Origin of the sequence: Rhizomicrobium sp. (genome assembly GCA_037200045.1) — a bacterium.
GTDB lineage: Bacteria > Pseudomonadota > Alphaproteobacteria > Micropepsales > Micropepsaceae > Rhizomicrobium.
This window is the reverse complement of record JBBCHM010000001.1, coordinates 2,411,818-2,437,592: the sequence shown is the minus strand read 5'-3', so window position 1 is coordinate 2,437,592 and position 25,775 is coordinate 2,411,818. Positions and strand designations below refer to the sequence as shown.

Genomic DNA, 25,775 nt, shown 5'->3' with positions numbered 1-25,775 from the left:
ACGGTTCCTATTGCTTGTTCACGTCGGCGACGGCGCCCGACTGGTCTTGCGTGAGCGCAGCGCCCGTCGGCTTGCCGTCCTTGTAATTGCCGTAGACGGTGGCGCGGCGCGCGGCATCGCCGGGGCCCATCGGCTCCGGCGCGACGAGGTCGCGCGGATCGGCGATCTGGGCCGCGAAGTTGTGCTGGATGGCGCAACCCAGATTGGGCGAGATCTTGTTCTCGGCGGTGTTGCCCAGATTGTCCGGGAAATTGCCGCACGGCGCGGTCGTGGCGTCGTAGCCGATATAGCCGAGCTCGACCTTGCCGTCGTTCGAAGCGGCGGTGCCGACCAGGATGCGCTCGCGCGGCACGCCGGCCGATGCCAGGCGTTCGGCGAAATAGGAGATGGCGTATTGGGACTGGCCGCCCTCCGGCGCCGAGATCGAGATCGCGCCATTGCCGTGCTGCAGATAGGCGGCGACGAAGGCGTCGAAATGCTGCGTGTCGTCCGGCATCAGCCCGGCCTGCGGCGCCGAGAAGGGCAGCCGGATCGCGTGGTAGTTCGGCTGCACCAGGATCGGATGGTTGATCGCCGGATCGTCGGTCAGGTTCGGATCGTAGCTGCTGAGCGGATTGGCGCAGCTTCCCGCGGCAAGCACCGCGAGCAGGGCCATCGCCTTGAGGAAATCATTCGCGCTGGGCGTCATCTTGTGCCCTCTCTATTGGATGATGAAGCCGGCGCCGGACGAAGCCGTGGGCTTCGCGGCGGGCGGCCTGTTGTCGTGGATGCCGTTGAGCCGGCCGAGCAGGATCGTCTCCGGGTCGGTCGGACTGACGAAGCCGTCGGTCGGCAGAGCGAGATTGGCCATCGTGGTCGGGGTGACGAGATAGGCGGTGATCACCACCACCAGCTCCGATTCGTCGTTCTGGAAGTCGCGGCTGCGGAACAGGGCGCCCAGGATCGGCAGGTCCTTCACGCCCGGCAGCGCCTGCAGCACCTGCTTGGAGCTGTGCTGCATCAGCCCGGCGATGGCGAAGCTGCCGCCCGACGGCAGCTCGACCGTGGTCTGGGCGCGGCGCACCGACAGCGCCGGAATCGTCAGGCCGTTGGTCGGCGTCGTGCCCTGCAGCGTGAAGGCGCCGGTGTTGGTGAGCTCGCTGACCTCGGTGGAGACCTGGAGCGAGATTCGGCCGGCGCTCAGCACGACGGGGGTGAAGGACAGGCCGACACCAAACTGCTTGAACTCGACGGTGACGTTGCCCTGGTTGTCCTTGGCGACCGGAACGGGGAATTCGCCGCCGGCGAGGAATTTGGCGGTCTCGCCCGACACCGCGGTCAGATTGGGCTCGGCCAGCGTGTGCACCAGGCCGACCTGCTCCAGGGCCTGAAGCGCGCCCTGGAGATTGTTGGGACCGCCGGAGCAGACGCCGGCGGTCGGCGTGCACACCTGGCCGATCTGGCCGCCGGTGAGATCGTTCAAGGCGCGGCCGGTGAGGCCGAAGGCCGGCGAGGACGCGGCGCTCATCGGCACGCCGGCGACGATGGCGGCGCTGGCGAGGTCGATGCCGAACTGCTTGGCGATGTTGCGCTGCATCTCCGAGATGCGCACGCGGATCATCACCTGCTCGCTGGCGGCGACCCGAAGCAGGTTGACGACCTTGGTGGGATCGCCCGCGAAGCGCGCCGCCAGATCCTGGGCCCGCACGGATTCCTGCGTGCTCGCGACCGTGCCGGTCAGCACGACATTGTCGTTCATCGACGAGACCTTGATGTCCGCCTTGGGCATGTCGGCATGGAACATGGCGCCGAGATCGGTGGTGTCCTTCTCGACCCGGATATCGATCGAGGCGAGCTGATGGCCGGCGGCGTCGAAGAAGAAGGCGTTGGTCTGGCCGGTCTTCAGCGCCAGGAGGAAGATGCGGCGCGGATTGCGCACCACGGCGTCGACGATGTCGGGGCTGGAGACCAGCACGTCGCGCACATCGGCGTCGAGCTGCACGACGGCGGCCTTGTTGGTCGACAGCACCAGGCGCTGGGTGACGGTGCCGTTCCTCGTCGAGATCGAGATGACGTGCAGGTTGCCGTCGGGCGGCGGGGCCGCGCCGGCGCTGCCGGCCAGGAGGCCGAGCGCGGTCATTGCGAGCCCAAGAAGGATCCTGCGCATCGCTACTCTTTCCTTCCGTTCGCGCCGCTCGGCATCACGCCGAAGCGGATGACGGTGACGCCGCTGCCGTCCGGCCCGTCGTCGTCATTCGCCGGGTTCGCCTGGTTCGCCGCGATCGGCGCCGGCTTGGTTTCGTCGCCGAGCGCGCGCAGCGCCAGGCTCAAGGGCCCGCCGGCCTGCGCCTTGGTCACGATCCGCGCCTGGTCGGACGACAATTCGAGCGTCGCGGATTTGGCGAGCACGACCTTCTGGTCCTTGTCCTGCTTGTAGGTCTGGTCCATCGCCAGCACGCGGATGTTGGTGAGCACGATGCGGGCGCGGAAGCGGCGCGGGGTTTCGGAAATCTGCTCGGTCATCAGAAGATCGACGCGGTCGTTGGGCAGGATGAAGCCGCCGGCGCCGGATTCGGTGGTGATCGGAATGGACACCGCGCGCATGCCCGGCTGCAGCGTCGCGGCCATGAAGCCGGCGGCGTCGCTGCGCACGAATTTCGCGGCCGTCAGCGGCTCGCCCGCCACCATCGGGGCGCGCACCACCGTGCCGGCGAGCGCGGCGTCGAGATTGGGCGTCTCGTCATGGGTGATGAAGCTCGAATCGATGCTGGATTTCGGCCACGCCTGCCAGCGCACCAGCGAGGCGGCGAGCGTCTGGCCGGGCTGCAACGGCTCGGACGCGACGAGCACTTCGCCGGTCACGACCTGCGGCTTGGGCAGCATCGCCGCGACCTGGGGCGTGCCGCCGCCCATGAGGCCGCGCACGATCAGCACGGCGACCGCCGCCGCGACGACGGCGAGACCGAGAACCAGCATGCGCGGCATGTTCATGAACCCAACTCCTTTGGGTCCGATCCGACCACGAACCCTTTAGAATTTGCTTAACAAAATGCTGTGCAACCGAAACTACGGCGCGAGAAAACCGCGCGCCCCTAGATCGTTGCCGCCATTTTGAAAATTTCCGTCTGCGGAAGAATCAGGACGGCGCCGGCGGCCAGCGCCACGCCGTAGGGGATGCCGCCCTTCGCGTCGTGCAGGCGCGCGATCCAGCCTTGCGATCCCAGCGAGGCCGGGAGCGGTACGCGCCGCATCGCCAGGATGAGAACGCTCAATCCGCCGCCCATCACCACGGCGACGAGCGTGTAGTCGAGCAGATTGCGAAATCCGATCCACAAAAGGACGCAGGCGAACAGCTTCGCGTCGCCGCCGCCGACATAGCCCAAGGCAAACAGCGTGAAGCCGATCGCGAGCCCGACGAAGCCGGCCAGGAGATGGCCGCCGATCTCGGCCGGCGACAGGCCCACCGAGATCGCGAACACGGCGAAGGCGCCGATCAGGGCGATCTGCAGGGCGTTGGGGATGGTGAAGCTGGCAAGGTCCCAGCCGGCCGCGAGCGCGAGAAGCGCGGGCAGCACGATCAGGACGAGAAGCTCGGCGGTCATCGGCGTCCCAATTGGAGAGGCGTGCGAACGGCCGCGTCCCTTAAGGAAGCGGCCGCACACGAAACATCCGCGCGAACACGCGAGTGCTTACTAACCGAGCTTGTCGCCAATGGTCTTGAACGTGGTCGACAGATCGGTACCGACGACCTGAATGGCGCCGATGATAACGACGGCGATAAGCGCGGCGATGAGGCCATACTCGATGGCCGTCGCGCCGGACTCGTCGCGCACGAAGCGAGCGAAAAGGTTGTTCATAAAAGCCTCCACAAAGTGACACCCTAGGACGTCCGGCCGGCATCAATTGCGAGAGAGACCAACCTGGACAGACGTGAGCCTAGGCCGGTGGGCTTAACGGCTAATTAAGTGCGCAATTTTCACTATCGCCATTGTGTGCCAATGCTGAGCGGACAGGCCGCTCCGGAACACGCGCTAAGATTAATATTTTCGGATTGTTAACTGTCTCGCCCGAAACGCGGCGGTTCTTTCAGGTTCCGTCTTGGCGCGACGTTCGCCGGGCGCATCTTGCCGCGGTCAATCATTCCCTCATCGCTTTGCGCTACCGATGGGCGATGACCATCGCCTTTTCGACCGGCGCGCGGCGGCGGACCGCGACTTGGAAGGACCGCGGCGCGGTAACCGGCGCCGCCGCGATCCTTGCCTTCGCGGTGACCGCTTTCGCGCCGCAGGTGCTGAACGACGGCGACACCTATCTGCACATCGCGGCGGGAAGCCGGATGCTCGGCGATCACGCGATCCTGTTGCGCGATCCGTTCTCCTACACCTTCGCCGGCGCACCGTGGGAGGCGCATGAATGGCTGGCCGAGATCGTGATGGCGCTCGCCTACAAGCTCGGCGGCTGGAGCGGGCTGCTCGTGCTGTTCGCCGCCGCCGCGGCGGCGGCCGCCGCGGTGCTGAGCGATACGCTCGGCCGCTGGCTTGCCCCCAAGGCGCAAGCCATCGTCACCGTGCTGGCCATGGCGTGCATGACGGGAAGCCTGCTGGCGCGCCCGCATCTTCTGGCGCTGCCCTTGCTGGCGATCTGGACCGCGGAACTCGTGACGGCCAGGAGCGAGAAACGCAGCCCCAGCCTCATGCTGCTGCCGGTGATGACGATCTGGGTCAATATCCATGCGAGTTTCCTGCTCGGCTTCGCGCTCGCCGCCGGACTGGCGCTCGAGGCGCTATGGGAAGAGCGGAGCCTGCATACGCTGCGGAGGTGGGGTGTTTTCGGTCTGGGCATGCTGGGCGCGGCGCTGATCAATCCGCATTTCGCCCAGGGCGTGATCTTTCCCTTGACGCTGATGGCGATGCCGGCGCTGGCCGCGATCGGCGAGTGGCAGGCGACGCCGCTCACGCTCTTCCAGCCGATCGTGCCGGTCGTCGCCGCGACGATCTATGTCCTGGCGACGCGGCGGGTGCGCATCGCGCCGGTGCGCGCGGGTCTGCTGCTGGCGCTCGCCGCCCTCGCCTTCCTGCATGCGCGCCATCAGATCGTGTTCGCCGTGGCGGCGCCGCTGCTGCTGGCGCAGCCGCTGGCACGGGCCTTGGGCGAGCGCCGCGAAGCAGCTTCGCGGCGGCCGGCGGCGCTTGCGCTGATCGGCGTGCTGGCCCTTTGCGCGCTGCGCCTCTCGCTGCCCGTCACGCGCGGCGATTCCCCGGTCACGCCGGCGAGCGCGCTGGCCGACGTGCCGGCGCGGCTGCGCACCCTGCCCGTGCTCAACGATTACGCCTTCGGCGGCTATCTCATCTTCTCGGGCGTGAAGCCCTTCATCGATTCACGCGCGGAACTCTATGGCGAAGCGGCGCTCGAGAATTACGCCGCGCTGGGCCGGCCCGATGTGCTGCGCGCGACCCTTCGCCGGTACGCCATACGCTGGTCGATCCTCAGCCCGTCTTCGCCGGTCGTCGCGGAGCTCGATGCGACGCCGGGCTGGCGCCGCCTCCATGCCGACCGCTATGCCGTTGTCCAGTTTCGGGACGGCGGCGCGCCTTAAGGCGGAAGAAAAGTTAAGCCCTCTTTTACGCCGCGCGCGATACCCTGGCGAACAGCGAAATCCGGGATCACCCAAATGCGCCGCGCCATTCTTGCCGCCCTCGCCTTCAGCCTTGCCGGCACGGCCGCGTTCGCCGCCGGCGGCGTGTCGGTTCCGATGGACGAGGTGCGCACCGTCACCTTCGGCAGGCCGGTCACCACCGTCTATGTCGGCAACCCGTCGATCGCCGACGTGAACGTCATCGACTCGCGGCACGCCTTCGTGCTCGGCAAGTCGTTCGGCACGACCAATGTCATCGCGCTCGATTCGCAGGGTCGCGAGATCTCCAACACCTCCGTCACCGTGTCGGGCACGCGCGGCTCCACGGTCACGCTGAACCGGGGCGCGGCGCAGACGACGCTGGCCTGTTCGAGCGCGCGCTGCGAGACGGCGCCGCTTCCGGGCGACGCGCACTTCACCGACGTGATGGGCGACTTCGAGAAACATCTCGACCTCGGGTCCAAGACGGCGCAGTAGCGCCTTTCCCTTATCGATCCCGCCGGTTTCGGCGGCTTCGGACGAACGCCGCCATAGCCTTGCGCGTCACCGCGCGACGCGCAGGTTGGTGATCTGCTGGCCGATATTGTTGAAGGTGTCCGCGATCTGGGTGGTGCTGGTCAGATCGAAATATTTGGTCGCATCGGTCGCGCAGTTCTGCAGGACGGTCGAGTTGCCCTGGGTTCCGCCGATATCGACGAACACGGCATAGATGATGATGTGGTCCGCCTTGGCATTGGTGCACACCAGCGACATGCGCGCGTCGACCGAGGACTGCGAGCTGGACCAGCGGTTCTGGGTGTTGAGGCCGTCGCTCAGGATGATGATGTAGCGCGCCGTGTTGGCCGGGAGCGCCAGTGCGTTCAGCGGCGCGCCCGTGGACAGCGCATGCCAGCCCCAGACCAGGCCGATGGACTGGTTGGTGGTTCCGTCCGCCACCATCGCGTCGACCTCGGTGCTCAATGCGCTCCAATTGTAGCCGAGGCCGATGAGCGCCTGCGGACAGGAGCTGTAGTTTTCCGCCACGAACAGGCTCGATACCGTTCCGGTGGAGGGCGACGTCTTCATGACGTCGTAGTTGTTGTTCGTGTCGGGACCGCCGTCGTTGCCGCGATCGTTGACGCAGCCGTTCCAGTTGCTGTGGCTGTTTCCCGTCCAGGTGCCGGTGGCATTCTGGCAGCTGTTCTGCGTGGTTTTTCCCGAGATGCTGCAGGTGCCGTTGCCGTTCCAGGTGGTCCATGTGCCGTGCGTGGTCTGGCATTTCGACTGATAGGTGATGCCCGAGATGTTGCACGAGCCGAAATAGCCCCAGTCGATCCAGGACGCGCTGGAGAAGCCGGTGCCGACATTGACGTCCTTGACGAAGGGCACCAGCGCGACCTGGACGTCGCCCGGATTGGCCGATGCGCCCTGGAGCATGGTCAGCAGGCTGTGGGTCGCGGATTTCAGCGCCACGATCTTGGCGCCGGAAGACGGATGCGGGCACGGGCTGCTGGCGTTGCGATTGGCGTCGGATTCGCACATCGAACCGGTGTTGTCGAGCACGAGGCTGACCCACAGCTTGGTCTGGCCCCACACCACGGTGGACGACGCGTCGACCGGCACGCTGTGGATTCCCGCGACGCTCATCAGCGTCGTCGGCATCGGGACCGAGGTCGAGACCGTCACCGACTGGCCGTTCGGCACCACGGTGACGGCGGCCGGCGTGCCGTAGGCGGCATCGACCTTGTAGTTGGCGTTGAAGTAGTTCTGCGCCTGGGTCTGCATCTGCGCCTGGGTCAGGCCCGGCGCGCTGCCGACCGACAGCGCCGCCGCGTCGAGCGCCTCGCTCAGCGCCGACTTCACGATCATGGCGCGCGTGAGGTCGAGACCGGCGCCGGCCGCGATGACCACCGGGATGCTCGATATCGCGAAGATCATCGCGACATTGGCGCTGCGGTTGCGGAGAAAGGCGCTGGCGCGCTTCCATGCATCGCGGAATGTCTCGGCCAGGAACATGTCGGTCATCTCGAAACTTTCGACGGCGCCGCATCATCCTCCCGGCGGTATGAAAATGAAGTTGCGATTGCGCGGCATGGTTAGGCGATCGTTAGCGATCGGGCGGACATTCCCGTCGAAATAAAGAAAGATTAGCGATGTATGAACGCCCGGGCCCGGTCGTAACCATTCGACACGCCGTGTTGGCATTGCCTTAAGCGTTTGGAGAGCATGGTTGCGGCTTGTTGTTCGGAACATTCGCGCGCCGGCCTAAGAACGGCCGGGGCAAGAGGCTTAAGACCGAGTGCCGTGACAGGCGTATCTTCCCTATTCGCAAGAACCGCCGGGCGCCTGCGCCGCTGCGCGCGCCGCATGCGCGGCGATGCGCGCAAGGGTTCCGCGGCGATCGAATTCGCCATCATCGCGCCGGTGTTCTTCATCCTGCTCCTGGGCATCATCGAGAACGGCGTGATCTTCTTCGCCGCCTCGACCCTGCAGAACGCGACCGACAACGCCGCGCGCTATGTGCGCACCGGCCAGGCGCAGGCCGCGAACCTGACCCAGGCGCAGTTCCGCACGCGGATCTGCAACGACATCGCGCCGCTTCTCGCCTGTGACGGCAATCTGCAGATCGACCTGGACGCCTATGCCGGCTATGGCGGCGCGACCTTCGCCGCGCCGATCGACGCCAATGGCAATCTCAAGGCCAATCTGAGCAACTACCAGCCCGGCGTCGCCTGCAACGTCGTGCTGGTGCGCGCCTTCTACACCTGGAAGGTGATGACGCCGGGGCTTTCGGTGTTTCTCACCAACATCACCGGCGGCTATCACCTGATCAGCGCGACCGCGGCGTTCCGCAACGAGCCCTTCAACGTCGCGGTGGCCGGATGCTGAACCTCATCGCCCGCTTCCGCCGCGCCAAGGACGGCATCGCGGCGGTCGAGTTCGCGATACTGGCTCCGGTGATGGTCGCCCTGTTCCTGGGCAGCATCGAGCTGTGCGACGCGCTCGACTGCCAGCAGAAGGTCACCGGCATGGCGTCGACCGCCGCCGATCTCGTGGCCCAGGAGACCCAGGCCACCAACGGCGACATCTCGAACGTCTTCGCGGCGGTGAACTCGATCGTCTATCCCTATCCGGCGGCGGGGCTGAAGATCGTGATCACCAGCATCGCCCAGACAACGGGCCCCAATCCGACCACCAAGGTCGCCTGGAGCTGCGCGCAGAACACAGCGCCGCGCACCGCGGGCAGCGCGATCACCGTTCCGACCGGCGTCATCTCCAGCGGCGGCAGCGTGATCCTGGCGGAAGTGAGCTATCCCTACAGTTCGCCGGTGAGCGACTACATCACCGGCACGATCAACATGACCGAGACGTTTTATGCGCGCCCGCGCCGCAGCACGACGATCACCGCCCCGGCGAGCTGCCCCTAATCCTTCTTGCGCGCCTCGCGCACCCGCATCAGCCCTTCCTGCACGACGCTGGCGACCAGCTTGCCTTCGCGCGAGAAGATCGAGCCGCGGTTGAAGCCGCGCGCGCCCGAGGAACTCGGCGAATCCTGGGCGTAGAGCAGCCAATCGTCCATCTTGAAGGCGTGGTGGAACCACATGGCGTGGTCAAGGCTCGCCATCTGCATCGGCGAATGCCACGAGCGGCCATGCGGCAGGAGCGCGGTGTCGAGCAGCGACATGTCGGAGGCATAGGCGAGGACCGATTGCTGCACGACGACGTCGTTGGGCACCGGACCCGTGGCGCGGATCCAGACATTGTCGAACGGGGCGCGCGGCGCGCGGTTCATCCAATCGTCGAGGATGACGGGGCGCAATTCGATGGGGCGCGGACGGCTCATCCAGGCCTTCTGCTCCTCCGGCATCTTGTCCATCCACTGCTTGCGCGCCTCGTGCTCGTCGATGAGCGTTTCGGGGTCCGGCACCGACGGCATGTCGAACTGGTGCTCCAGCCCCTTCTCGGGAACCTGGAACGAGGCCGACATATGGAAGATCTGCTTGCCGTGCTGGATGGCGACGACGCGGCGCGAGGTGAAGCTCGCGCCGTCGCGGGCGCGGTCGACCTCGTACAGGATGGGAACTTTCGGATCGCCGGCGCGCAGGAAATAGGCGTGGAAGGAGTGGCAGACGCGGCCCTCGACCGTGCGGCTCGCCGCGACCAGCGCCTGGCCCAGCACCTGGCCGCCGAACACGCGCTGCATGCGGTCTTCCGGGCTTTGGCCCCGGTAGATGTTCTCCTCGATCTTTTCCAGGTCGAGCAGTTCGAGGACTTCGGCGATGGCGGTCTTGGCGGGCTTGGTCATGGCGCTCCCCTTAAAGTCGGGCGGCGCGGCGTGCAAGGCGGACCCGGCCGCCGAAATTCTTTGCCTGCCTCCTTCAATCCGTCATAAATCTTAGGCACTCCCTTCACGCGCCCCGCGACGCGGGAGGTTCCAAAGGACATCCATGGCAAATCTGCTTCTCGACAAGGCGGCCCATCAGAAGCCCGCGACCACCAAGAGAGGCGCCCTGGAGCGGCTCTTTACCCTTATGTTTCAAGGGTTTGTCTATAACCAAATCTGGGAGGACCCGGTCGTCGACCTGGCCGCTCTGGCGCTCAAATCCGACCATCGGGTGATCACCATCGCGTCGGGCGGCTGCAACGTCCTGAACTATCTAGCGGCCGACCCGGCCAAGATCATCGCCGTCGACCTCAACCCCAATCACATCGCCCTGACCAAGCTGAAGCTCGCCGCGCTGGAGAGCCTTCCCAGCCACGACGCCTTCTTCCGCTTCTTCGGCCAGGCGAACGACAAGGCCAACCGCGCGGCCTACGACAAATATCTGCGCCCGAAGCTGGACGCCGAGACGCGGAAATATTGGGAGAAGGATCGCCCCCTGCGCGGCCGGCGCATCAACATGTTCGGCAAGAACCTCTACCGCTACGGCCTTTTGGGACGCTTCATCGGCATCCTGCATGCCGTCGCCAAGCTGCACGGCAAGAAGCTCGAGCCGATCCTGGCGGCGCGCACGCCGGAGGAACAGCGCCGCCTGTTCGAGCGCGATATCGCGCCCCTGTTCGACTACAAGTCGATCAAGTTGCTGTCCAAGAGCCCGGTGTCGCTCTACGCGCTGGGCATTCCGCCGGCGCAGTATGACGAGCTGGTCGCGGCCGGCGATCCGGTCTCGGTGCTGCGCGAGCGCGTCGAGCGGCTGGCCTGCGACTTCCCGATCCAGGAGAACTATTTCGCCTGGCAGGCGTTCGGCCGCGGCTATGACGTCGAGCATCGCGAGGCGGTGCCGGCCTATCTGCAGCGCGAGACCTACGACTTCATCCGCACCCGCGCGAACAAGGTGGAGGTGCATCACGCCTCGCTGACCGATTTCCTGCAGGCCCAGGCGCCGGGGTCGCTGCACCGCTATGTCCTGCTCGACGCGCAGGACTGGATGAACCAGGACCAGATCACCGCGCTGTGGCGCGAGATCGACCGCACCGCCGACATCCGCGATGCCCGCGTGATCTTCCGCACCGCGGGGCCCGAATCGCCACTGCCGCGCAAATTGCCGCCCGACGTGCTCGCGCCCTGGACCTATCTGGAGGCGGAGAGCCGCGCCTGGCACGCCAAGGACCGGTCCTCGATCTATGGCGGCTTTCATGTTTACGCGCGCCGCAAGCCGTCGTGATACCGCGATGACCGAACATGCCGCGCTGATGGACCGGGTCTACCGGCACCAGCGCTACATTTACGATGCCACGCGCAAATACTACCTTTTCGGGCGCGACAGGCTGATCCGCGAACTGGCGCTGAAGCCCGGGGCGCGGGTGATCGAGGTCGGGTGCGGCACCTCGCGCAACCTCGTCAAGATCGCGCAGGCCTATCCCGGCACGGTCCTTTACGGTCTCGACGCTTCCGCCGAGATGCTGGAGACCTCGGCCAAGGCGATCGCGCGCGCCGGCCTGACCGGACGGGTCAAGCTCGTCCAGGCCTATGCCGAAGACCTCGGCCCGGGCCTGTTCGGAGAGGGCGAGCCGTTCGACGCCATCGTGTTCTCCTATTCGCTGTCGATGATTCCGGACTGGCGCAAGGCGCTCAGCGCGGCGCAGGCGGCGCTCGCGCCGGGCGGAAAGATACACGTCGTCGATTTCGGGGACCTGAAGGGGCTCGGCCGGCTCGGCGAACGCCTGCTGCGCTTCTGGCTCTCGCTCTTCCACGTGGCGCCGCGCGAAGAACTCCTGCGCAGCATCGAGGCCGGCAGCGGCAAAGGCAGTCTCGAACTGCTCACGGGACGCTACGCCTTCGTCTGGACCGCCGGGCGGAGCGACGGATTCTGGTCGGCCGATCACGGACCGGTCTGAAATTCATTTCTGAACAAGGGCTTCCGCCGGTCTTCGGCGGCCACCATCCGCGCCGCCGGCCGGGGCGGCATTCGCCGATCGAGCGTCATTTGCGCGCGCGAGCAAGCCGCATGCCGGATGCGTCCCCAGGCGCGACATTGTGCGCGGCATCACCGGGTGTTAAGTGTTGGCCCGCCTTGAGAAATGTATCGTCCGACGGCAAATGACCGAAATCGGGCAAGTCGTGTTGCAGGGCGGTCACAGCCCGCGCGCAAACGGGCCTTCGAGACCCGAAAACGGCCGAATACCAAATCGTTCAGGGGAGACATCGGCTGTTGCCGTCGTTATAAGTCCGTTGTCGTCCGAACGTTTAGGTGGGGGGGTCCCCGCCCGTCGGTATTTGAAGCGAGGATAGAAATGAAACTTCGTTCGATCGCCTTGACGGGCGTGGCACTGGCGGCGCTCAGCGTCGCCCCTGCGATGGCCAATGATACGCAGGGCTGGTATCTCGGCCTTGGCGTTGGCTACGATCACATGGATCCGATCCATGCGGTTACGGCTCCGCCGCTTTCGGCCCATGCCAATCTCGGACAGCAGGACTCGGGCCTGGTCGCCGGCTCTTTCGGCTACAAGTGGACCAGCGGCCTTCGCCTCGAATTCGAAGCGGGCTATTCCTGGCACGACCAGCACGAGCACAACCCGCCCTTCGCCGGCACGCTGAGCGGCACGAACCAGCTCAAGTCGGCCTTGGTGAACTTCATCTATGACTGGAATCTCGGCGACAATTGGAGCCTCTCGCTCGGCGGTGGCGTCGGCGCCGGCGCGCTCGACCTGTCCATCAAGGACAGCCTGTTCCCGGGTCTCAAGGTCATCCGCGGCCAGAAGACCGAGTTCATGTGGCAAGGCATTGCCGGCCTGAACTACGAGCTCAGCCCCGAGACCGAGTTGTTCCTCGACTACCGTTATCGTTCGGCCGAGATCGACCGCCCCTATGTGTCCGATTTCGGGGCCATCGACCCGGTCCACATCTCGCAGGCCCAGGAGCATGTCGCGATGGTCGGCATCCGCTGGTTCCTCGAAGAGACGCCTCCGCCGCCGCCTCCCCCGCCTCCGCCGCCCCCGCCGCCGCCTCCCCCGCCGCCTCCGCCGGTCAAGACGTTCATCGTCTTCTTCGACTTCGACAAGTCGAACCTCACCGACAAGGCGCAGGAAGTGGTTGCCGAAGCGGTTCGCACCGCGAAGGCCAACGGCTTCGTCAAGGTGCTGGTCACCGGCCACACCGACACGGTCGGTTCGGACAGCTACAATCAGGCGCTGTCGGTGCGCCGCGCCCAGTCGGTCAAGGACGAGATGGTCCGCGAAGGCCTGGATGGCGGTGGCATCGAGATCGTGGGCAAGTCGTTCCACGATCCGCTGGTCCCGACCGGTCCCGGCGTCCGCGAACCGCAGAACCGTCGCGCGGTCATCGACCTCGGCGGTTAAGCGTCACCTCGCTTCAGAATACGGAAAGGGCGGGCCTTACGGTCCGCCCTTTTCGTTTGCGTACCCTCCCGTTCACGGAAGGGTCGACAAAATTCGAGCGGTGTGTAGCGACAGCGTACACACGAATTTTTCGGGGAGGGGACAGCGGTGCAGATCGCGCTCTTCCGGAAAGGCTGTCCCCTCCCCGAAATTCGCTCCGCTGCGCGCAGCGAATTTCGACCCTCCCGTGAACGGGAGAGTACGACGCGACAGCCTTTCCAACCTTCAGGCTACTACTGCTCGTATTTCAGCGTGATCACGCCGACGCCGGCGGCGATGTTGAGGCCGGTATTGCCCTGCACGCTCAGCGGCTGCAGCGCGATGGACTTGTCGAGGCCACCGATCAGGACATTGGCGCCGAGCCCGACGACGATCGTCGCGCCCGCCGTGGCGCCGGCATAATCGCCCTCCAGCGCGCCCGGACGGACGTCGGAGGTCGGCGCCACCACGCCCCATAGCAGCGTCGCATTGTCGGCATAGCCGATATCCAGGCCGTATTTCGAGAAGGTACCGGTGTAGTGCTCGCCCGAGCCGCTATTGGGCGCAAAGGTGCATTTGAGCTCCTTGGACGAGCCGAACAGGAAGCCGAAGCCGCTCGATATGTTGCAGGTCAGGCTGCCGACCTTGATGCCGGCGGGCGGCGGCGGCGCGGCCTCGGCAAGGACGATCGGCTCGTCGTCGGGCTGCGGCGGACGCGGCGTCGGCCGGATCCCCGGAGCGGCCATCACGCCGTGGAAAGTCGTGTTGACCTTCACCGCGCAGGTGTCGACCGGCGTCTCGCTTACGGCGAACGGCACGCCGGCGACGAAATCCTTCAGCGCCGGCTTGGCCGGCGCGTTGGCGGCCGCCAGCACCAGATCGGCGGCCTGGCAGAAATTGGCCGCGTCATGGACCCGGCGCAGCTCGGCTTTGGATGCCATGTCGGTCTTGAACAGGTTATAGGCGGCGTCGCCGCGCGATCCGCCATAGACGCGTTTGAACATGTTGAGCAGGAGCTTGTCGGTGCCGCGCAGCTCGGGCCCGAACGAGGTGCGGTAGGCGTTGAAGCCGTTGCGGGTCGCGTCGCCGCAGGTCAGCGCCGCGTCCACCAGCTGCTGATCGACCACCGTCGTCTGGATGGCCGCGACCTCGGCCGGCTGGGCGCATCTGAGCGCGGGCCTGCGGGCGGCTTCGGCCTGACCGGCCCCGAGCGCGACGAGGACCCCCAGGCAAACTCCCGCCTTCCATGCGTTTCCCATGCTTTTCTTGCTCGTTGTGTGGCTGCAGCCGGCACCTTAGCATCGCCTTTTCGGCGCTGCGAATGCGTCATGCGCGCCTTAGTTAAGGTTCCCGCCCCCGCCCATGGCTGCCCGAAAGACCCGCGCCGCGCCGCCGTCCGTCGACCTTACCGGCGAGGACGTCCATTGGGATTTCCGCGATGCGATGTCCTATGGCGATTATCTGGGGTTGCGCCGGCTCCTCGCCTGTCAGACGCCGCTGTCGGGCGCGCATGACGAGATGCTGTTCATCGTCATCCACCAGGCGAGCGAGCTGTGGATCAAGCTCTGCCTGCACGAGATCGCCGCGGCGATCGGGCAGATCCGCAAGGACGAGCTCGGCCCGGCCTTCAAGATGATGGCGCGCGTCAGCCGGGTGCAGGCGCTGCTCATCCAGTCCTGGGAGATCCTGTCGACGATGACGCCGTTCGACTATGCGAGCTTCCGCGGCAGCTTGGGAAAGTCGTCGGGCTTCCAATCCTTCCAGTACCGCATGCTCGAATTCCGGCTGGGCAACAAGAACGCGGCGATGGCGCGCGTCTTCGAATCCGACAAGACCGTCCGCGACCAGGTGCGCGCGGCGCTTACCGAACCCAGCATCTACGACGAATCGCTGGCGCTGCTGGCGCGGCGCGGCCTGACCATTCCGAAGGCCAAGCTCAGCCGCGATTTCGCCAAGCCCTATGCCGCCGATCCGCGCGTGACGGAAGCCTGGCGCGCGGTCTATCGCGACGCCGAAACCCATTGGGACCTCTACGAGCTGGCGGAGAAACTGGTCGATCTCGAATACCGCTTCCACCTCTGGCGCTTCAGCCATATGAAGACGGTGGAGCGCATCATCGGCGCCAAGAAGGGCACGGGCGGGACATCGGGCGTGAACTATCTGAAGAAGGCCCTCGAACTGACCTTCTATCCCGAACTCTGGGCCGTCAGGGGCGAGATATAGCGTGGGCGCCCTTTCTCATCTTCGCGTGCTCGACCTGTCGCGCGTCCTGGCGGCGCCGTGGGCGACGCAGATCCTGGGCGATCTCGGCGCCGAGGTGATCAAGATCGAAAAGCCCGGCGAGGGCGACGAGACGCGCCATTTCGGCCCGCCCTTCCTCGTCAATCCCGACGGCAGCAAGGGCGACGCGACCTATTTCCTGACCGCCAACCGCAACAAGAAATCCGTCACCGTCGACATGTCGAAGCCGGAAGGCCAGGCGCTGATCAAGCGGCTGGCGCGGCGCGCCCATGTCGTGGTCGAGAACTTCAAGACCGGCGCGCTGGCCAGATACGGTCTCGACTACGACAGCCTGCGCGCCGAGAATCCGGCGCTGATCTATTGCTCGCTGACCGGTTTCGGCCATGACGGGCCGTACAAGGACAAGGCCGGCTACGACTATGTCATCCAGGGCATGGGCGGGCTGATGAGCGTCACCGGGCAGAAGGACGGCGAACCCGGCGCCGAGCCGATGAAAGTGGGCGTGGCGGTCAGCGACCTGGTGACCGGGCTCTATACCGGGATCGCCATCCTGGCCGCCGTGATCCATCAGGGGCGGACCGGCGAAGGCCAGTCGATCGACATGGCGCTGTTCGACTGCCAGGCGGCGGCGCTCGCCAACCAGGCGACGAACTATCTGGCCGGCGGGATGGTTCCGGGGCGGCTGGGCAACGCGCATCCCAATATCGTGCCCTATCAGGTGTTCGCGACGGCGGATGGCCACCTGATCCTGGCCACCACCAACGAACCGCAATTCCGACGCTTCGCCGCGGTCGCCGGCATCGCAGACGTCGCCGCCGATCCGCGCTATGCGACCAATGCCGAACGGGTGGCGAACCGCGAGGCGCTGGTCGATGTGCTCAAACCCGTCCTCGCCCGGCGCACGACCGCGCAATGGATCGCGGCGCTCGAGGCCGCGAACGTGCCCTGCGGGCCGATCAACCGCGTCGACCAGGTGTTCGCCGATCCGCAGGCCGTGGCGCGGCATCTCACCGTTGCCATGACGCATGCCACCGGGCCGATGCGCCTTCCGGCCAGTCCGCTGCGGCTGTCGGCGACGCCGCCGGAATACAAGAGCGCCCCGCCGCTGCTCGGCGAGCATACCGATCAGGTGCTTGGCGAGGTGCTCGGTCTTTCGCCGGACGAAATCGGACGGCTGCGCGAAACGGGCGTCGTTTAAAAAGCCCCAAAGCTTTGATGTTTCGCAACGAAGCGTTCAGCCAACGCGTTCATAGTAAGGGGGTGGAGACCTTGCTCGATGCGCCTTGGGTTCGCGATTCCATTCATTGTCGTCACGGCTTTCGCCGGGCGCGCCGCCGCGGCGCAGCTCGTGATGCCGCAGGACAAGCCGGTCTATTACAACGCCTATGACACGCCCGGGATCGCCCAGCCCTGGGTCGGTCAGCAGCCCGACGGCCGCCTGACGGAACAGCCGATCGGCGAGCTCATCGCCGTCAGGCTCGGCCTCGCCCATGGTCGCGCCGAGCTGTTCAGCTACCGGCTGGAAAACGCGCCGTCGGCCAAGACCATGCTGGACGGCGTGATCGACGGCGGCGGGTTGAAGCTCAAGCTGACCTGGTAAGCTTTCCGAAACCCGCCATTTGGCGTATGGGAACGCGCGAAACAGGCGGAAAACAGCATGTCCTACAAGGTGGCGGTGGTCGGCGCGACAGGCAATGTCGGCCGCGAAATGCTGAACGTGCTCGACGAGCGCGTGTTTCCGGCGAGCGAAGTGGTGGCGCTGGCCTCGCCCCGCTCGATCGGGACCGAGGTTTCGTTCGGCGACAAGGCCCTGAAGGTCAAGGCGCTCGACTATTACGACTTCAAGGGCACCGACATCGTGCTGATGAGCGCCGGCGGCGCCGTCTCCAAGGCCTGGGCGCCGAAGATCGCGGCCCAGGGCGCCATCGTGATCGACAATTCCAGCGCCTGGCGCATGGACCGCGACGTGCCGCTGGTGGTGCCGGAAGTGAACGCCGACGCGCTCAGCGGCATCAAGAAGGGCATCGTCGCCAATCCGAACTGCTCGACGGCGCAGCTCGTCGTCGCGCTGAAGCCGCTGCACGACGCGGCCAGGATCAAGCGCGTGGTGGTCTCGACCTATCAGTCCGTCTCCGGCGCGGGGCGCGAGGCGATGGACGAGCTGTTCCGCCAGACCCGCGCGGTGTTCGTCGCCGATCCGGTCGAGGTCGAGCACTTCACCAAGCAGATCGCCTACAACGTCATCCCGCAGATCGACGACTTCCTTGATTCCGGCCTGACCAAGGAGGAGTGGAAGATGATGGTCGAGACCCAGAAGATCCTCGATCCCGACATCCAGCTCACCGCGACCTGCGTGCGCGTGCCGGTGTTCATCGGCCACAGCGAGGCGGTGAACATCGAATTCGAGCAGCCGATCACCGCCGACAAGGCGCGGCAGATCCTGCGCGCCGCGCCGGGCATCCTGGTTGTCGACAAGCGCGAGGACGGCGGTTACGTCACCCCGATCGAATGCGCCGGCGAGGACGCGACCTATGTCAGCCGCATCCGCAAGGACCCGACCGTCGAGCACGGCCTCTCGCTGTGGATCGTGGCGGACAATCTGCGCAAGGGCGCGGCGCTGAACGCGGTGCAGATCGCCGAATGCCTGATCAACCGCAAGCTGCTGAGGGCGGCGTGACGCCGGCGGCGTTCGCGGCGCTCATCGAGCGCTTCGCCGCCGCGGCGACGCACGGCGACGGCCAGGCGCTGGCCGCCTGCTTCACGCCGGACGGGACCTATTTCGACTATATCTACGGCGCGCATACCGGCCGCGCCGGCATCGCCGACATGCTGGAGAACCTCTTCCATCGCGACGCGACGGAATACGACTGGAAATTCTTCGATCCGGTGGTGAACGGCGATATCGGCTATGCCCACTCGCTGTCGACCTTCGTCTCGACGGTGCCGGACTATGCCGGCCGCGAGGTGGTGATCGACGGCACCAGCCGCTTCGTCCTGAAGGACGGCCTGATCGCGGAATATCATGAGAGCGTGAACGGCGGCGTGGCCCATGCGCAGCTCGGCCTCGCCCCGGAGCGCATGGCCAAGGTCATGGCGCGCTGGGCCAGGCGGCTGCGCGAGCGGCCCGACGTCGAGGCCTATCGTGCGGCGGTTCGCGCACGCTACGCTGCCGCGCAAAACCGGTAATCTGACGCAAGCGAATATCGAAGGAACCGCCATGACGACGATACGGCCGCGCCGCTCGGTGCTTTACATGCCGGGTTCGAACGCCCGCGCGCTGGAGAAGGCCCGGACGCTGCCGGCCGATGCGCTGATCCTCGATCTCGAAGACGCGGTGGCGCCGGACGCCAAGGACATCGCGCGCCAGCAGGTGTGCGACGCGGTCAAGGCGCGCGGCTTCGGCAAGCGCGAGATCATCGTGCGGGTCAACGGCCTTTCGACGCCCTGGGGCGAGGCGGACCTCAAGGCGGCCACCGAGGCGCAGCCCGACGCCATCCTGGTGCCGAAAATCTCCAAACCCGCCGACCTGCACGCGGTCGAGGAGCGTCTGATCCAGCACCGGCATCTGCGAAACATCGCGGTCTGGGCCATGGTGGAGACGCCGGCGGCGATCCTGAACATCGCGAGCATCGCGGCGGCGGGCGGCGGGCTGGCGGCCTTCGTCATGGGGACCAACGATCTGATCAAGGAGATTCGCGGCACCCACACGCAGGACCGGATGAACCTTGCCGCCGCGCTGGGCCTGTCGGTTCTGGCGGCGCGGGCGAACGAACTGGCCGTCATCGACGGCGTCTACAACGATATCGCCGACGCCGAGGGTTTCCGGGCGAGTTGCGAACAGGCGCGCGCCTTCGGGTTCGACGGCAAGACGCTGATCCATCCCTCCCAGGTCGAGACCTGCAACCGTGTATTCGCACCGTCGGCGGAAGAGGTCGAGGCGGCGCGCAAGGTGATCGCCGCTTTCGAACTGCCGGAGAACAAGGGCAAGGGCGCGATCAAGCTGGACGGGCGGATGGTGGAGCTGTTGCACGCCGAGATCGCGCGCGGCACCGTCGCGATGGCGGACGCGATCGCCGATCTGGGGGCGTGACGGAATGAAAACGAATGTCGGAAATTTCTTCGAGGATTTCCATGTCGGGCAGAAGATCGCACATGCGACGCCGCGCACGCTGACCCAGGGCGATGCGGCGCTGTACCAGGCCCTCTACGGCTCGCGCTTCGCGCTGCAGTCTTCCGATTTCTTCGCGCAGGAGGTCGGGCTGCCGCGCAGTCCGCTGGACGACCTGCTCGTCTTCCACACCGTGTTCGGCAAGTCGGTGCCGGACATCTCGCTGAACGCCGTCGCCAATCTCGGCTATGCCGAGGGACGGTTCCTCAAGCCGGTCTATCCCGGCGAGACGCTGTCGGCGCATTCCGAAGTCATCGGCCTCAAGGAGAACTCCAACCGCCAGACCGGCGTCGTCTATGTCCGCACCACCGGCATGAACGAGAAGGACGAAGGCGTGCTCTCCTATGTGCGATGGGTGATGGTGAGGAAGCGCGATCCGGAAGCCGCGGCGAAACCGGCCGTGGTGCCGGCGCTGGCCGAGGCCGTCGCGGTGGAAGACCTGCGCATTCCGGCGCATCTGAAATACGACACGCTGTTCGATGTCGCGCAGTCGGGATCGAAACACCTGTGGGACGACTACGCGGTCGGCGAGAAGATCGACCATGTCGACGGCATCACGGTGGAAGAAGCCGAGCACATGCTGGCGACGCGGCTCTACCAGAACACCGCGCGGGTGCACTTCAACCAGTATGCCGAAGGCCAGGGCCGCTTCGGGCGCCGGCTGATCTATGGCGGCCATGTCATCAGCCTGGCGCGCGCGATCTCGTTCAACGGGCTGGGCAACGCGCTGACCATCGCCGGCATCAATGGCGGGCGGCACGTCAATCCGCTGTTCGCCGGCGAGACGGTGTTCGCCTGGAGCCAGGTGCTGGACAAGCAGCCGCTCGTCCACCGCAAGGATGTCGGCCTGCTCCGCCTCAGGCTGGTGGCGACCAAGGATCTGCCCTGCGCGGAATTTCCGGATCGCGGCGACGACGGCGCCTATCCGGCGGGCGTGATCCTGGATTTCGACTATTGGGCGGCGATGCCGCGCGGATGAGTCTTCTCGATCGTTATCGCGCGTCGGTCGCCAAGGGCGAATTGAAAAAGGATGCGGCGCAGGAACGCGCGGCGGCGAAACTCGCGGCGCTGGCCAAGGCGCTGAAATCCTATCGGCCGGGACGGCGGTTCTTCTTCGCGGCGCCCAAGCCGCCGCGCGGGCTTTATCTCTGGGGCGATGTCGGGCGCGGCAAGTCCATGCTGATGGATTTGTTCTTCGCCGAGGCGCCGGTCGCGCCGAAGCGGCGCATCCATTTCAACGAGTTCATGGTCGAGACGCATGCCGCGATCCATGCCGAGCGCCAGCGCGCCGGCGCGGGCGATCCGATCCCGCCGGTGGCGCGCGGCATCGCGGAGGCGGCGCGGCTTCTGTGCTTCGACGAATTCCAGGTGACCGACGTCGCCGACGCCATGATCCTGGGCCGGCTGTTCGAACAGTTGTTCGAGCGCGGCGTGGTGGTGGTGGCGACCTCGAACACGCCGCCGGACCGGCTCTATGAGGGCGGGCTCAACCGCCAGCTTTTCCTGCCCTTCATCGAGGAGATCAAGCGGCGGCTCGAAGTGGTCGAACTGGACGGCGCCGTCGATTACCGCCTGCACCGGATATCCGGGCTCAGCGTCTATCTCTGGCCGCTGGGGCCGAAGGCCGATGCGGCGATGGATGCCGCCTGGTTCAAGCTCACCGACCGCAAGAAGGGCGCGCCGCAGAACCTGACCATCCTGGGGCGCACCTTGCGCGTGCCGCAAGCGGCCAAGGGCGTGGCGCGGTTCGGGTTCGAGGATCTGTGCGCCCAGCCGCTCGCGGGCGCGGATTACCTCGCGGTGGCGCGCGCCTTCCATACCGTGCTGATCGACCATATCCCCCGGCTGGGCGCGAACCAGCGCAACGAGGCGCGGCGCTTCATGCTGCTGATCGACACGCTCTATGACGAGGGCGTCAAGCTGATCTGCTCGGCCGAGGCGCCGCCGGATGAACTCTATGTCGCGGGCGACGGCGCCGACGCCTTCCGCCGCACGGTGTCGCGCCTGCACGAAATGCAGAGCGAAGACTACCTGAAACGCGGCCATGGCATTCGCGGCGACGCCGCCCTGGCTGTATAGTCGGAAGCGATGCTGCGCCAGATCATCGCGACCTCACTCTTTATCCTGGCGGCGCTTATCGTGTATCGGTACCGCCGCTGGATCGTCGCGCGCGTGAAGCGGTTCGACGATGAGAATGTGCGCCGCATCGCCGAGCAGGAGCGCGACCGCGCCGATCCGCTGGCGCATTACCGCCACACGCTGCGCACCGCCGAAGAACAGGTCGAGAGCGTCAGCGAAATCGTCGAACCGGACGAGCGGCTGGGTACGCCGGTGACGCGCTATCTGTTCGAAGGCGAACGCTTCGCGGACCGCACCGAGGCCGAACGCGCGCGCGCCGATAAGATCCGCGCCATCGCGCGCGGCTATTACCAGGACCTGCCGGTCGCGCTGGCCGAACGGCGCAAAGATAAACTCAACTGACAATTGGCGCGCATCTGTCGATGCGCTTAGGCCGCCTCGCCGCGCATCAGTCGCGGGAGTTTGCCGATATCGCCGCCGGCGTGGCGGATGAAGAAGCGGCGGGCGGGGCCGATCGCGTCCACGATGCCCATGCCGACATCGCGCAGGGCACGCAGCGGCGCGATGTCGTTGGAGAAGAGACGGTTCAAGCCGTCGGTCGCGACCGCCATGGCGAGCGAATCGAAACGGCGCCAGCGTTCGTATTTCTTCAGCGTGTCGAGCGAACCGATGTCGAGGCCGAGCCGCGCCGCATCGAGCAGGACATCGGCCAGCGCGGCGGCGTCCTTGAGGCCGAGATTGAGGCCCTGGCCGGCGATGGGATGGATGCCATGGGCGGCGTCTCCCGCCAGCGCAAAGCGCGGCTTCACATAACCCCGCGCGAGATGGAATTTCAGCGGATAGGACCAGCGCGGACCCGCTGCCCTGGTGGCGCCGAGATGACTGCCGAAGCGCCGCGCGATCTCGGCGTCGAAGGCTTCGGCGTCCAGCGCGAGCATCTTCGGCGCGAGCTTTTCGTCTTCGGTCCATACCAGCGAGGATCGGTTGCCGGTCATCGGCAGGATCGCGAAGGGGCCGGAGGGCAGGAAGTGCTCATAGGCGACGCCGTTGTGCGGCCGTTCGTGCGCCACGGTGGCGACGATGCCCCATTGCGCATAGGACCACGCGACGATGCCAAGCCCCATCTTGTCGCGCATCGCCGATTCGCGGCCGTCGGCGGCGATGGCGAGCGCGGCTTCGAGCGTCTCGCCGGTCGAGAGCGTGGCGCGGAGGCTGTACGGGCCCGGCACGAGATCGACCAGCGCGGCCGGCGCGATCAGGCGCAGATTGGGCAGCGTGGCGGCGACGGCGAACAGGCCGGCGCGGGTGTGGCGGTTCTCCACGATATGGCCGAGCGAGGCGGCGCCGACCTCGGCCGCATCGAAATGCAGCGAGAAGGGCGAGGGCTCGCCGTTCAGCTTCGCGTCGGTGACCAGAATGTCGGCGATCGGCTGGGCGTCCTTCGCCAGATGCTCCCAGATGCCCAGGGCCTCGAACATGCGGACCGTGGCGAAGGCCAGCGCGCTGACGCGGCCGTCGAAGGCGGCGTCGAGCGCGGCCGCCTCGGGCACCGGATCGGCCACGGCGACCGACAGGCCCCCCTTGGCGAGGGCGATGGCGAGGGTCAGGCCTACCAGGCCGCCGCCGCCGATGATGATGTCGCATTGGCTCATGGGGTTAGCCTACGCCGTGAGCATGCCCAATTGGATCGCGGGATATTGCCACCCCCTCCCCCTTTCGAAGCGAAAATGCGGTTCGATTTGTGGGATTTCGATCTATGTATTTGATTTCGTTGAAAATAAGAACGGGATAGCGGGCCCATCTTGCCTGCGGGAACTGTCATCGGGCCCACCGCCGATTGCGGCCGGGCCAGCGACGTTCCGCCCCAACACACCACCCAAATATCGTTCGCCGGCCCGGCCTTTCAAGACGTGACTATATTTTCAGCAGCACAAAGTAAGATGATTATAAAATGAGCATTTTATATGATCCTCAAAGGTCAGTGGTCTTTCGTCGATAGAAAATTCCCTTTTGAATCAACGATCCGTCACATTTCTGCGTCGCGGCACGGTTCTTGATGAAGCGTTAACGCCCGGAATGTGGCTGGGCGTGAACAACCATGGAAGGACGCCAGATGAAGCTGATCACGGCGATCATCAAACCCTTCAAGCTCGACGAGGTCCGGGAGCAGCTTTCGGCGCTGGGCGTGCAGGGCATGACCGTCACCGAAGTCAAAGGGTACGGCCGGCAGAAGGGGCATACCGAGATCTATCGTGGCGCGGAATACGCCGTGAGCTTCCTGCCGAAGCTCAAGATCGAAGTCGCCGTCAAAAGCGAAATGGCCGAAGCGGTGATCGAGGCGATCACGTCCAAGGCCAAGACCGGCCAGATCGGCGACGGGAAGATCTTCGTCACGCCGCTCGAGCAGGTCGTGCGCATCCGTACGGGGGAAACCGACGGCGACGCCTTGTAGGACATCGGCCTCAAGCAGCGAAGCGGTAGGCCAAACATCAATCATTGGGATCCATGAAGGGGAGTTTGAAATGAGTTTTGCGACATTGAAGCGAGTGGGGGTCGGTATCGGCGCCGGTCTTGGGGCGCTGGCACTGACGACGGGATCGGCCCTGGCGGCGGCGCCGCCGCCCGATCCGCTGAATTCCGGCGATACGGCGTGGATGATCACCTCGAGCGCGCTGGTGCTCCTGATGACCATTCCGGGCCTGGCGCTGTTCTATGCCGGCATGGTGCGCAAGAAGAACATGCTGGCGACCGCGGCGCAGAGCTTCGGCGCCACCGCGATCATCACGATCCTGTGGATGGTGATCGGCTATTCGGCGTCGCTCACCACCAATGCCGACAGCAACCTCAACCAGTATATCGGCAGCTTCAACCAGTTCATGCTGTTCAACATGACGCTGAAGAGCATCAACCCGCTGGCGGGAACGATCCCCGAGTCGGTCTACATGTTCTTCCAGATGACCTTCGCGATCATCACCCCGGCGCTGATCGCCGGCGCGATCGCGGACCGCATGAAGTTCTCCGCCTTCATGTGGTTCATGTCGCTGTGGCTGCTGCTCGTCTATGTGCCGATCGCCCATTGGGTGTGGGGCGGCGGGTTCCTCGGCGCGTCGTGGGGCGCGCTCGACTATGCCGGCGGCACGGTCGTGCATCTGAACGCCGGCACGGCGGGCCTCGTCGCCTGCCTGATGCTGGGCAAGCGCGTGGGCTACGGCACCGAGAACATGGCGCCGCACAATCTGCTATTCGCCCTGATCGGCGCCTCGCTGCTGTGGGTCGGCTGGTTCGGCTTCAACGCCGGCTCGGCGGTGACGGCGGGCTACAATGCCGGCATGGCGGCGGCGGCGACGCAGGTCGCCACGGCGGCGGCGGCGCTGGCCTGGATGTTCGCGGAGTGGATCATCAGCCGCAAGCCGTCGGTGCTCGGCATGATCTCCGGCGCGGTGGCGGGCCTGGTGGCGATCACCCCGGCCTCGGGCTTCGTCGACGCGTTCGGCGCGCTCATCATCGGGCTGGCCGCGGGCGTGGTCTGCTACATCTCCTCGGTCTGGGTGAAGAAGCTGCTCGGCTATGACGACGCACTCGACACCTGGGGCGTGCACGGCGTGGGCGGAGCGCTGGGCGCGATCCTGACCGGCGTGTTCGCGAAGAACGCGATCAACTCGGCCGGCAAGGGCTGGCTGGCGGACGGCAATCTCCACCAGGTGGCGATCCAGTTCTACAGCGTCGTGGTGGTCTTCGTGTATTGCGCGATCGCGACCTTCATCATCCTGAAGGTGATCGACATGATCGTGGGCATCCGAGTCTCCCAGGAGGTCGAGGTCGAAGGTCTCGACATCAACCTCCACGGAGAAACGATACACGGCTGATCCCCCGTGT

General features: G+C 66.0%; 27 protein-coding genes. 18 read left to right on the top strand and 9 right to left on the bottom strand.

The window, feature by feature from the left end; all coding sequences use genetic code 11:
* Positions 1-7 precede the first annotated feature (7 nt).
* The 5 genes from WDM86_11810 to WDM86_11790 form a co-directional block, all read right to left on the bottom strand.
* On the bottom strand, positions 8-688 hold the full coding sequence (locus WDM86_11810) for a CpaD family pilus assembly protein (GenBank protein MEI9990715.1): 681 nt from the start codon (positions 686-688) through the stop codon (positions 8-10).
* Positions 689-700: 12 nt separating this feature from the next.
* Complete coding sequence (locus WDM86_11805) at positions 701-2,146, bottom strand: type II and III secretion system protein family protein (GenBank protein MEI9990714.1); 1,446 nt, start codon at positions 2,144-2,146, stop codon at positions 701-703.
* 2 nt (positions 2,147-2,148) lie between these two features.
* On the bottom strand, positions 2,149-2,970 hold the full coding sequence (gene cpaB / locus WDM86_11800) for a Flp pilus assembly protein CpaB (protein MEI9990713.1): 822 nt from the start codon (positions 2,968-2,970) through the stop codon (positions 2,149-2,151).
* Between the two features lie 101 nt (positions 2,971-3,071).
* Positions 3,072-3,581, bottom strand: coding sequence for a prepilin peptidase (locus WDM86_11795; GenBank protein MEI9990712.1), 510 nt, complete (start codon positions 3,579-3,581; stop codon positions 3,072-3,074).
* A gap of 90 nt (positions 3,582-3,671) precedes the next feature.
* Positions 3,672-3,836, bottom strand: a complete 165-nt coding sequence (locus WDM86_11790; protein MEI9990711.1) for a Flp family type IVb pilin — start codon at positions 3,834-3,836, stop codon at positions 3,672-3,674.
* Between the two features lie 314 nt (positions 3,837-4,150).
* Here WDM86_11790 and WDM86_11785 point away from each other — a divergent pair, with 314 nt between their 5' ends.
* Together WDM86_11785 and WDM86_11780 are read left to right on the top strand one after the other, a co-directional pair.
* Positions 4,151-5,575 (top strand): hypothetical protein, encoded by a 1,425-nt coding sequence (locus WDM86_11785; protein MEI9990710.1) that lies wholly within the window; start codon positions 4,151-4,153, stop codon positions 5,573-5,575.
* 75 nt (positions 5,576-5,650) lie between these two features.
* Positions 5,651-6,091, top strand: coding sequence for a pilus assembly protein N-terminal domain-containing protein (locus WDM86_11780; protein MEI9990709.1), 441 nt, complete (start codon positions 5,651-5,653; stop codon positions 6,089-6,091).
* A 66-nt stretch (positions 6,092-6,157) separates the two neighbouring features.
* Here the strand turns inward: WDM86_11780 and WDM86_11775 are convergent, their stop codons facing one another.
* Positions 6,158-7,618: a TadE/TadG family type IV pilus assembly protein gene (locus tag WDM86_11775; GenBank protein MEI9990708.1), complete on the bottom strand. Its 1,461-nt coding sequence runs from the start codon at positions 7,616-7,618 to the stop codon at positions 6,158-6,160.
* 342 nt (positions 7,619-7,960) lie between these two features.
* Here WDM86_11775 and WDM86_11770 point away from each other — a divergent pair, with 342 nt between their 5' ends.
* On the top strand, positions 7,961-8,482 hold the full coding sequence (locus WDM86_11770) for a TadE/TadG family type IV pilus assembly protein (GenBank protein MEI9990707.1): 522 nt from the start codon (positions 7,961-7,963) through the stop codon (positions 8,480-8,482).
* On the top strand, positions 8,476-9,021 hold the full coding sequence (locus tag WDM86_11765) for a TadE/TadG family type IV pilus assembly protein (protein MEI9990706.1): 546 nt from the start codon (positions 8,476-8,478) through the stop codon (positions 9,019-9,021). The genes WDM86_11770 and WDM86_11765 overlap by 7 nt, the downstream gene beginning before the upstream one ends.
* On the opposite strand, the gene tesB is transcribed toward WDM86_11765, so the two are convergent.
* Positions 9,018-9,899, bottom strand: a complete 882-nt coding sequence (tesB, locus tag WDM86_11760; protein ID MEI9990705.1) for an acyl-CoA thioesterase II — start codon at positions 9,897-9,899, stop codon at positions 9,018-9,020. The two genes, WDM86_11765 and tesB, sit on opposite strands and share 4 nt — an antisense overlap.
* A gap of 142 nt (positions 9,900-10,041) precedes the next feature.
* On the opposite strand from tesB, the gene WDM86_11755 reads away from it, so the two are divergent.
* From WDM86_11755 to WDM86_11745, 3 genes are all read left to right on the top strand, one after another.
* Positions 10,042-11,259: a DUF3419 family protein gene (locus tag WDM86_11755; protein MEI9990704.1), complete on the top strand. Its 1,218-nt coding sequence runs from the start codon at positions 10,042-10,044 to the stop codon at positions 11,257-11,259.
* A 7-nt stretch (positions 11,260-11,266) separates the two neighbouring features.
* Entirely contained in the window at positions 11,267-11,932 is a 666-nt protein-coding gene (locus WDM86_11750; GenBank protein ID MEI9990703.1) for a class I SAM-dependent methyltransferase, read from the top strand.
* A gap of 396 nt (positions 11,933-12,328) precedes the next feature.
* Positions 12,329-13,393 carry an OmpA family protein gene (locus WDM86_11745; GenBank protein MEI9990702.1) on the top strand — a complete coding sequence of 355 codons (1,065 nt, stop codon included), beginning with the start codon at positions 12,329-12,331 and terminating at the stop codon, positions 13,391-13,393.
* A gap of 272 nt (positions 13,394-13,665) precedes the next feature.
* Here the strand turns inward: WDM86_11745 and WDM86_11740 are convergent, their stop codons facing one another.
* Positions 13,666-14,670, bottom strand: a complete 1,005-nt coding sequence (locus WDM86_11740) for a DUF992 domain-containing protein (protein MEI9990701.1) — start codon at positions 14,668-14,670, stop codon at positions 13,666-13,668.
* Between the two features lie 103 nt (positions 14,671-14,773).
* Between WDM86_11740 and WDM86_11735 the strand changes: the two genes are divergently transcribed.
* From WDM86_11735 to WDM86_11695, 9 genes are all read left to right on the top strand, one after another.
* Positions 14,774-15,634, top strand: a complete 861-nt coding sequence (locus tag WDM86_11735) for a tryptophan 2,3-dioxygenase family protein (GenBank protein MEI9990700.1) — start codon at positions 14,774-14,776, stop codon at positions 15,632-15,634.
* A gap of 1 nt (position 15,635) precedes the next feature.
* Complete coding sequence (locus WDM86_11730; protein MEI9990699.1) at positions 15,636-16,850, top strand: CaiB/BaiF CoA-transferase family protein; 1,215 nt, start codon at positions 15,636-15,638, stop codon at positions 16,848-16,850.
* Between the two features lie 78 nt (positions 16,851-16,928).
* The gene (locus WDM86_11725; GenBank protein ID MEI9990698.1) at positions 16,929-17,252 is read left to right on the top strand and encodes a hypothetical protein; all 324 of its coding nucleotides are present in this window, start codon (positions 16,929-16,931) and stop codon (positions 17,250-17,252) included.
* Between the two features lie 57 nt (positions 17,253-17,309).
* Positions 17,310-18,329 (top strand): aspartate-semialdehyde dehydrogenase, encoded by a 1,020-nt coding sequence (locus WDM86_11720; protein MEI9990697.1) that lies wholly within the window; start codon positions 17,310-17,312, stop codon positions 18,327-18,329.
* The gene (locus tag WDM86_11715; protein MEI9990696.1) at positions 18,293-18,838 is read left to right on the top strand and encodes a nuclear transport factor 2 family protein; all 546 of its coding nucleotides are present in this window, start codon (positions 18,293-18,295) and stop codon (positions 18,836-18,838) included. The genes WDM86_11720 and WDM86_11715 overlap by 37 nt, the downstream gene beginning before the upstream one ends.
* 31 nt (positions 18,839-18,869) lie before the next feature.
* Positions 18,870-19,742 carry a CoA ester lyase gene (locus tag WDM86_11710; protein MEI9990695.1) on the top strand — a complete coding sequence of 291 codons (873 nt, stop codon included), beginning with the start codon at positions 18,870-18,872 and terminating at the stop codon, positions 19,740-19,742.
* 4 nt (positions 19,743-19,746) lie between these two features.
* Complete coding sequence (locus WDM86_11705) at positions 19,747-20,799, top strand: MaoC family dehydratase (GenBank protein MEI9990694.1); 1,053 nt, start codon at positions 19,747-19,749, stop codon at positions 20,797-20,799.
* Positions 20,796-21,899 (top strand): cell division protein ZapE, encoded by a 1,104-nt coding sequence (gene zapE, locus WDM86_11700; protein MEI9990693.1) that lies wholly within the window; start codon positions 20,796-20,798, stop codon positions 21,897-21,899. Before WDM86_11705 ends, zapE begins: the two co-directional genes overlap by 4 nt.
* 9 nt (positions 21,900-21,908) lie before the next feature.
* Positions 21,909-22,301 carry a hypothetical protein gene (locus WDM86_11695; protein MEI9990692.1) on the top strand — a complete coding sequence of 131 codons (393 nt, stop codon included), beginning with the start codon at positions 21,909-21,911 and terminating at the stop codon, positions 22,299-22,301.
* Between the two features lie 26 nt (positions 22,302-22,327).
* Here the strand turns inward: WDM86_11695 and WDM86_11690 are convergent, their stop codons facing one another.
* A complete protein-coding gene (locus tag WDM86_11690) occupies positions 22,328-23,551 on the bottom strand; it encodes an FAD-dependent monooxygenase (protein MEI9990691.1) in 1,224 nt (407 codons plus the stop codon).
* 461 nt (positions 23,552-24,012) lie between these two features.
* On the opposite strand from WDM86_11690, the gene WDM86_11685 reads away from it, so the two are divergent.
* Both WDM86_11685 and WDM86_11680 read left to right on the top strand, forming a co-directional pair.
* The gene (locus tag WDM86_11685) at positions 24,013-24,351 is read left to right on the top strand and encodes a P-II family nitrogen regulator (GenBank protein ID MEI9990690.1); all 339 of its coding nucleotides are present in this window, start codon (positions 24,013-24,015) and stop codon (positions 24,349-24,351) included.
* A gap of 70 nt (positions 24,352-24,421) precedes the next feature.
* Positions 24,422-25,765 carry an ammonium transporter gene (locus tag WDM86_11680; protein MEI9990689.1) on the top strand — a complete coding sequence of 448 codons (1,344 nt, stop codon included), beginning with the start codon at positions 24,422-24,424 and terminating at the stop codon, positions 25,763-25,765.
* The last annotated feature ends 10 nt before the right edge of the window (positions 25,766-25,775 follow it).

Bases quoted from the DNA above. Each gene is read 5' to 3' on its own strand.
- WDM86_11810 (MEI9990715.1), bottom strand. From the start codon at position 688: ATGACGCCCAGCGCGAATGATTTCCTCAAGGCGATGGCCCTGCTCGCG.
- WDM86_11805 (MEI9990714.1), bottom strand. From the start codon at position 2,146: ATGCGCAGGATCCTTCTTGGGCTCGCAATGACCGCGCTCGGCCTCCTG.
- cpaB (MEI9990713.1), bottom strand. From the start codon at position 2,970: ATGAACATGCCGCGCATGCTGGTTCTCGGTCTCGCCGTCGTCGCGGCG.
- WDM86_11795 (MEI9990712.1), bottom strand. From the start codon at position 3,581: ATGACCGCCGAGCTTCTCGTCCTGATCGTGCTGCCCGCGCTTCTCGCG.
- WDM86_11790 (MEI9990711.1), bottom strand. From the start codon at position 3,836: ATGAACAACCTTTTCGCTCGCTTCGTGCGCGACGAGTCCGGCGCGACG.
- WDM86_11785 (MEI9990710.1), top strand. From the start codon at position 4,151: ATGACCATCGCCTTTTCGACCGGCGCGCGGCGGCGGACCGCGACTTGG.
- WDM86_11780 (MEI9990709.1), top strand. From the start codon at position 5,651: ATGCGCCGCGCCATTCTTGCCGCCCTCGCCTTCAGCCTTGCCGGCACG.
- WDM86_11775 (MEI9990708.1), bottom strand. From the start codon at position 7,618: ATGACCGACATGTTCCTGGCCGAGACATTCCGCGATGCATGGAAGCGC.
- WDM86_11770 (MEI9990707.1), top strand. From the start codon at position 7,961: ATGCGCGGCGATGCGCGCAAGGGTTCCGCGGCGATCGAATTCGCCATC.
- WDM86_11765 (MEI9990706.1), top strand. From the start codon at position 8,476: ATGCTGAACCTCATCGCCCGCTTCCGCCGCGCCAAGGACGGCATCGCG.
- tesB (MEI9990705.1), bottom strand. From the start codon at position 9,899: ATGACCAAGCCCGCCAAGACCGCCATCGCCGAAGTCCTCGAACTGCTC.
- WDM86_11755 (MEI9990704.1), top strand. From the start codon at position 10,042: ATGGCAAATCTGCTTCTCGACAAGGCGGCCCATCAGAAGCCCGCGACC.
- WDM86_11750 (MEI9990703.1), top strand. From the start codon at position 11,267: ATGACCGAACATGCCGCGCTGATGGACCGGGTCTACCGGCACCAGCGC.
- WDM86_11745 (MEI9990702.1), top strand. From the start codon at position 12,329: ATGAAACTTCGTTCGATCGCCTTGACGGGCGTGGCACTGGCGGCGCTC.
- WDM86_11740 (MEI9990701.1), bottom strand. From the start codon at position 14,670: ATGGGAAACGCATGGAAGGCGGGAGTTTGCCTGGGGGTCCTCGTCGCG.
- WDM86_11735 (MEI9990700.1), top strand. From the start codon at position 14,774: ATGGCTGCCCGAAAGACCCGCGCCGCGCCGCCGTCCGTCGACCTTACC.
- WDM86_11725 (MEI9990698.1), top strand. From the start codon at position 16,929: ATGCGCCTTGGGTTCGCGATTCCATTCATTGTCGTCACGGCTTTCGCC.
- WDM86_11720 (MEI9990697.1), top strand. From the start codon at position 17,310: ATGTCCTACAAGGTGGCGGTGGTCGGCGCGACAGGCAATGTCGGCCGC.
- WDM86_11715 (MEI9990696.1), top strand. From the start codon at position 18,293: ATGCCTGATCAACCGCAAGCTGCTGAGGGCGGCGTGACGCCGGCGGCG.
- WDM86_11710 (MEI9990695.1), top strand. From the start codon at position 18,870: ATGACGACGATACGGCCGCGCCGCTCGGTGCTTTACATGCCGGGTTCG.
- WDM86_11705 (MEI9990694.1), top strand. From the start codon at position 19,747: ATGAAAACGAATGTCGGAAATTTCTTCGAGGATTTCCATGTCGGGCAG.
- zapE (MEI9990693.1), top strand. From the start codon at position 20,796: ATGAGTCTTCTCGATCGTTATCGCGCGTCGGTCGCCAAGGGCGAATTG.
- WDM86_11695 (MEI9990692.1), top strand. From the start codon at position 21,909: ATGCTGCGCCAGATCATCGCGACCTCACTCTTTATCCTGGCGGCGCTT.
- WDM86_11690 (MEI9990691.1), bottom strand. From the start codon at position 23,551: ATGAGCCAATGCGACATCATCATCGGCGGCGGCGGCCTGGTAGGCCTG.
- WDM86_11685 (MEI9990690.1), top strand. From the start codon at position 24,013: ATGAAGCTGATCACGGCGATCATCAAACCCTTCAAGCTCGACGAGGTC.
- WDM86_11680 (MEI9990689.1), top strand. From the start codon at position 24,422: ATGAGTTTTGCGACATTGAAGCGAGTGGGGGTCGGTATCGGCGCCGGT.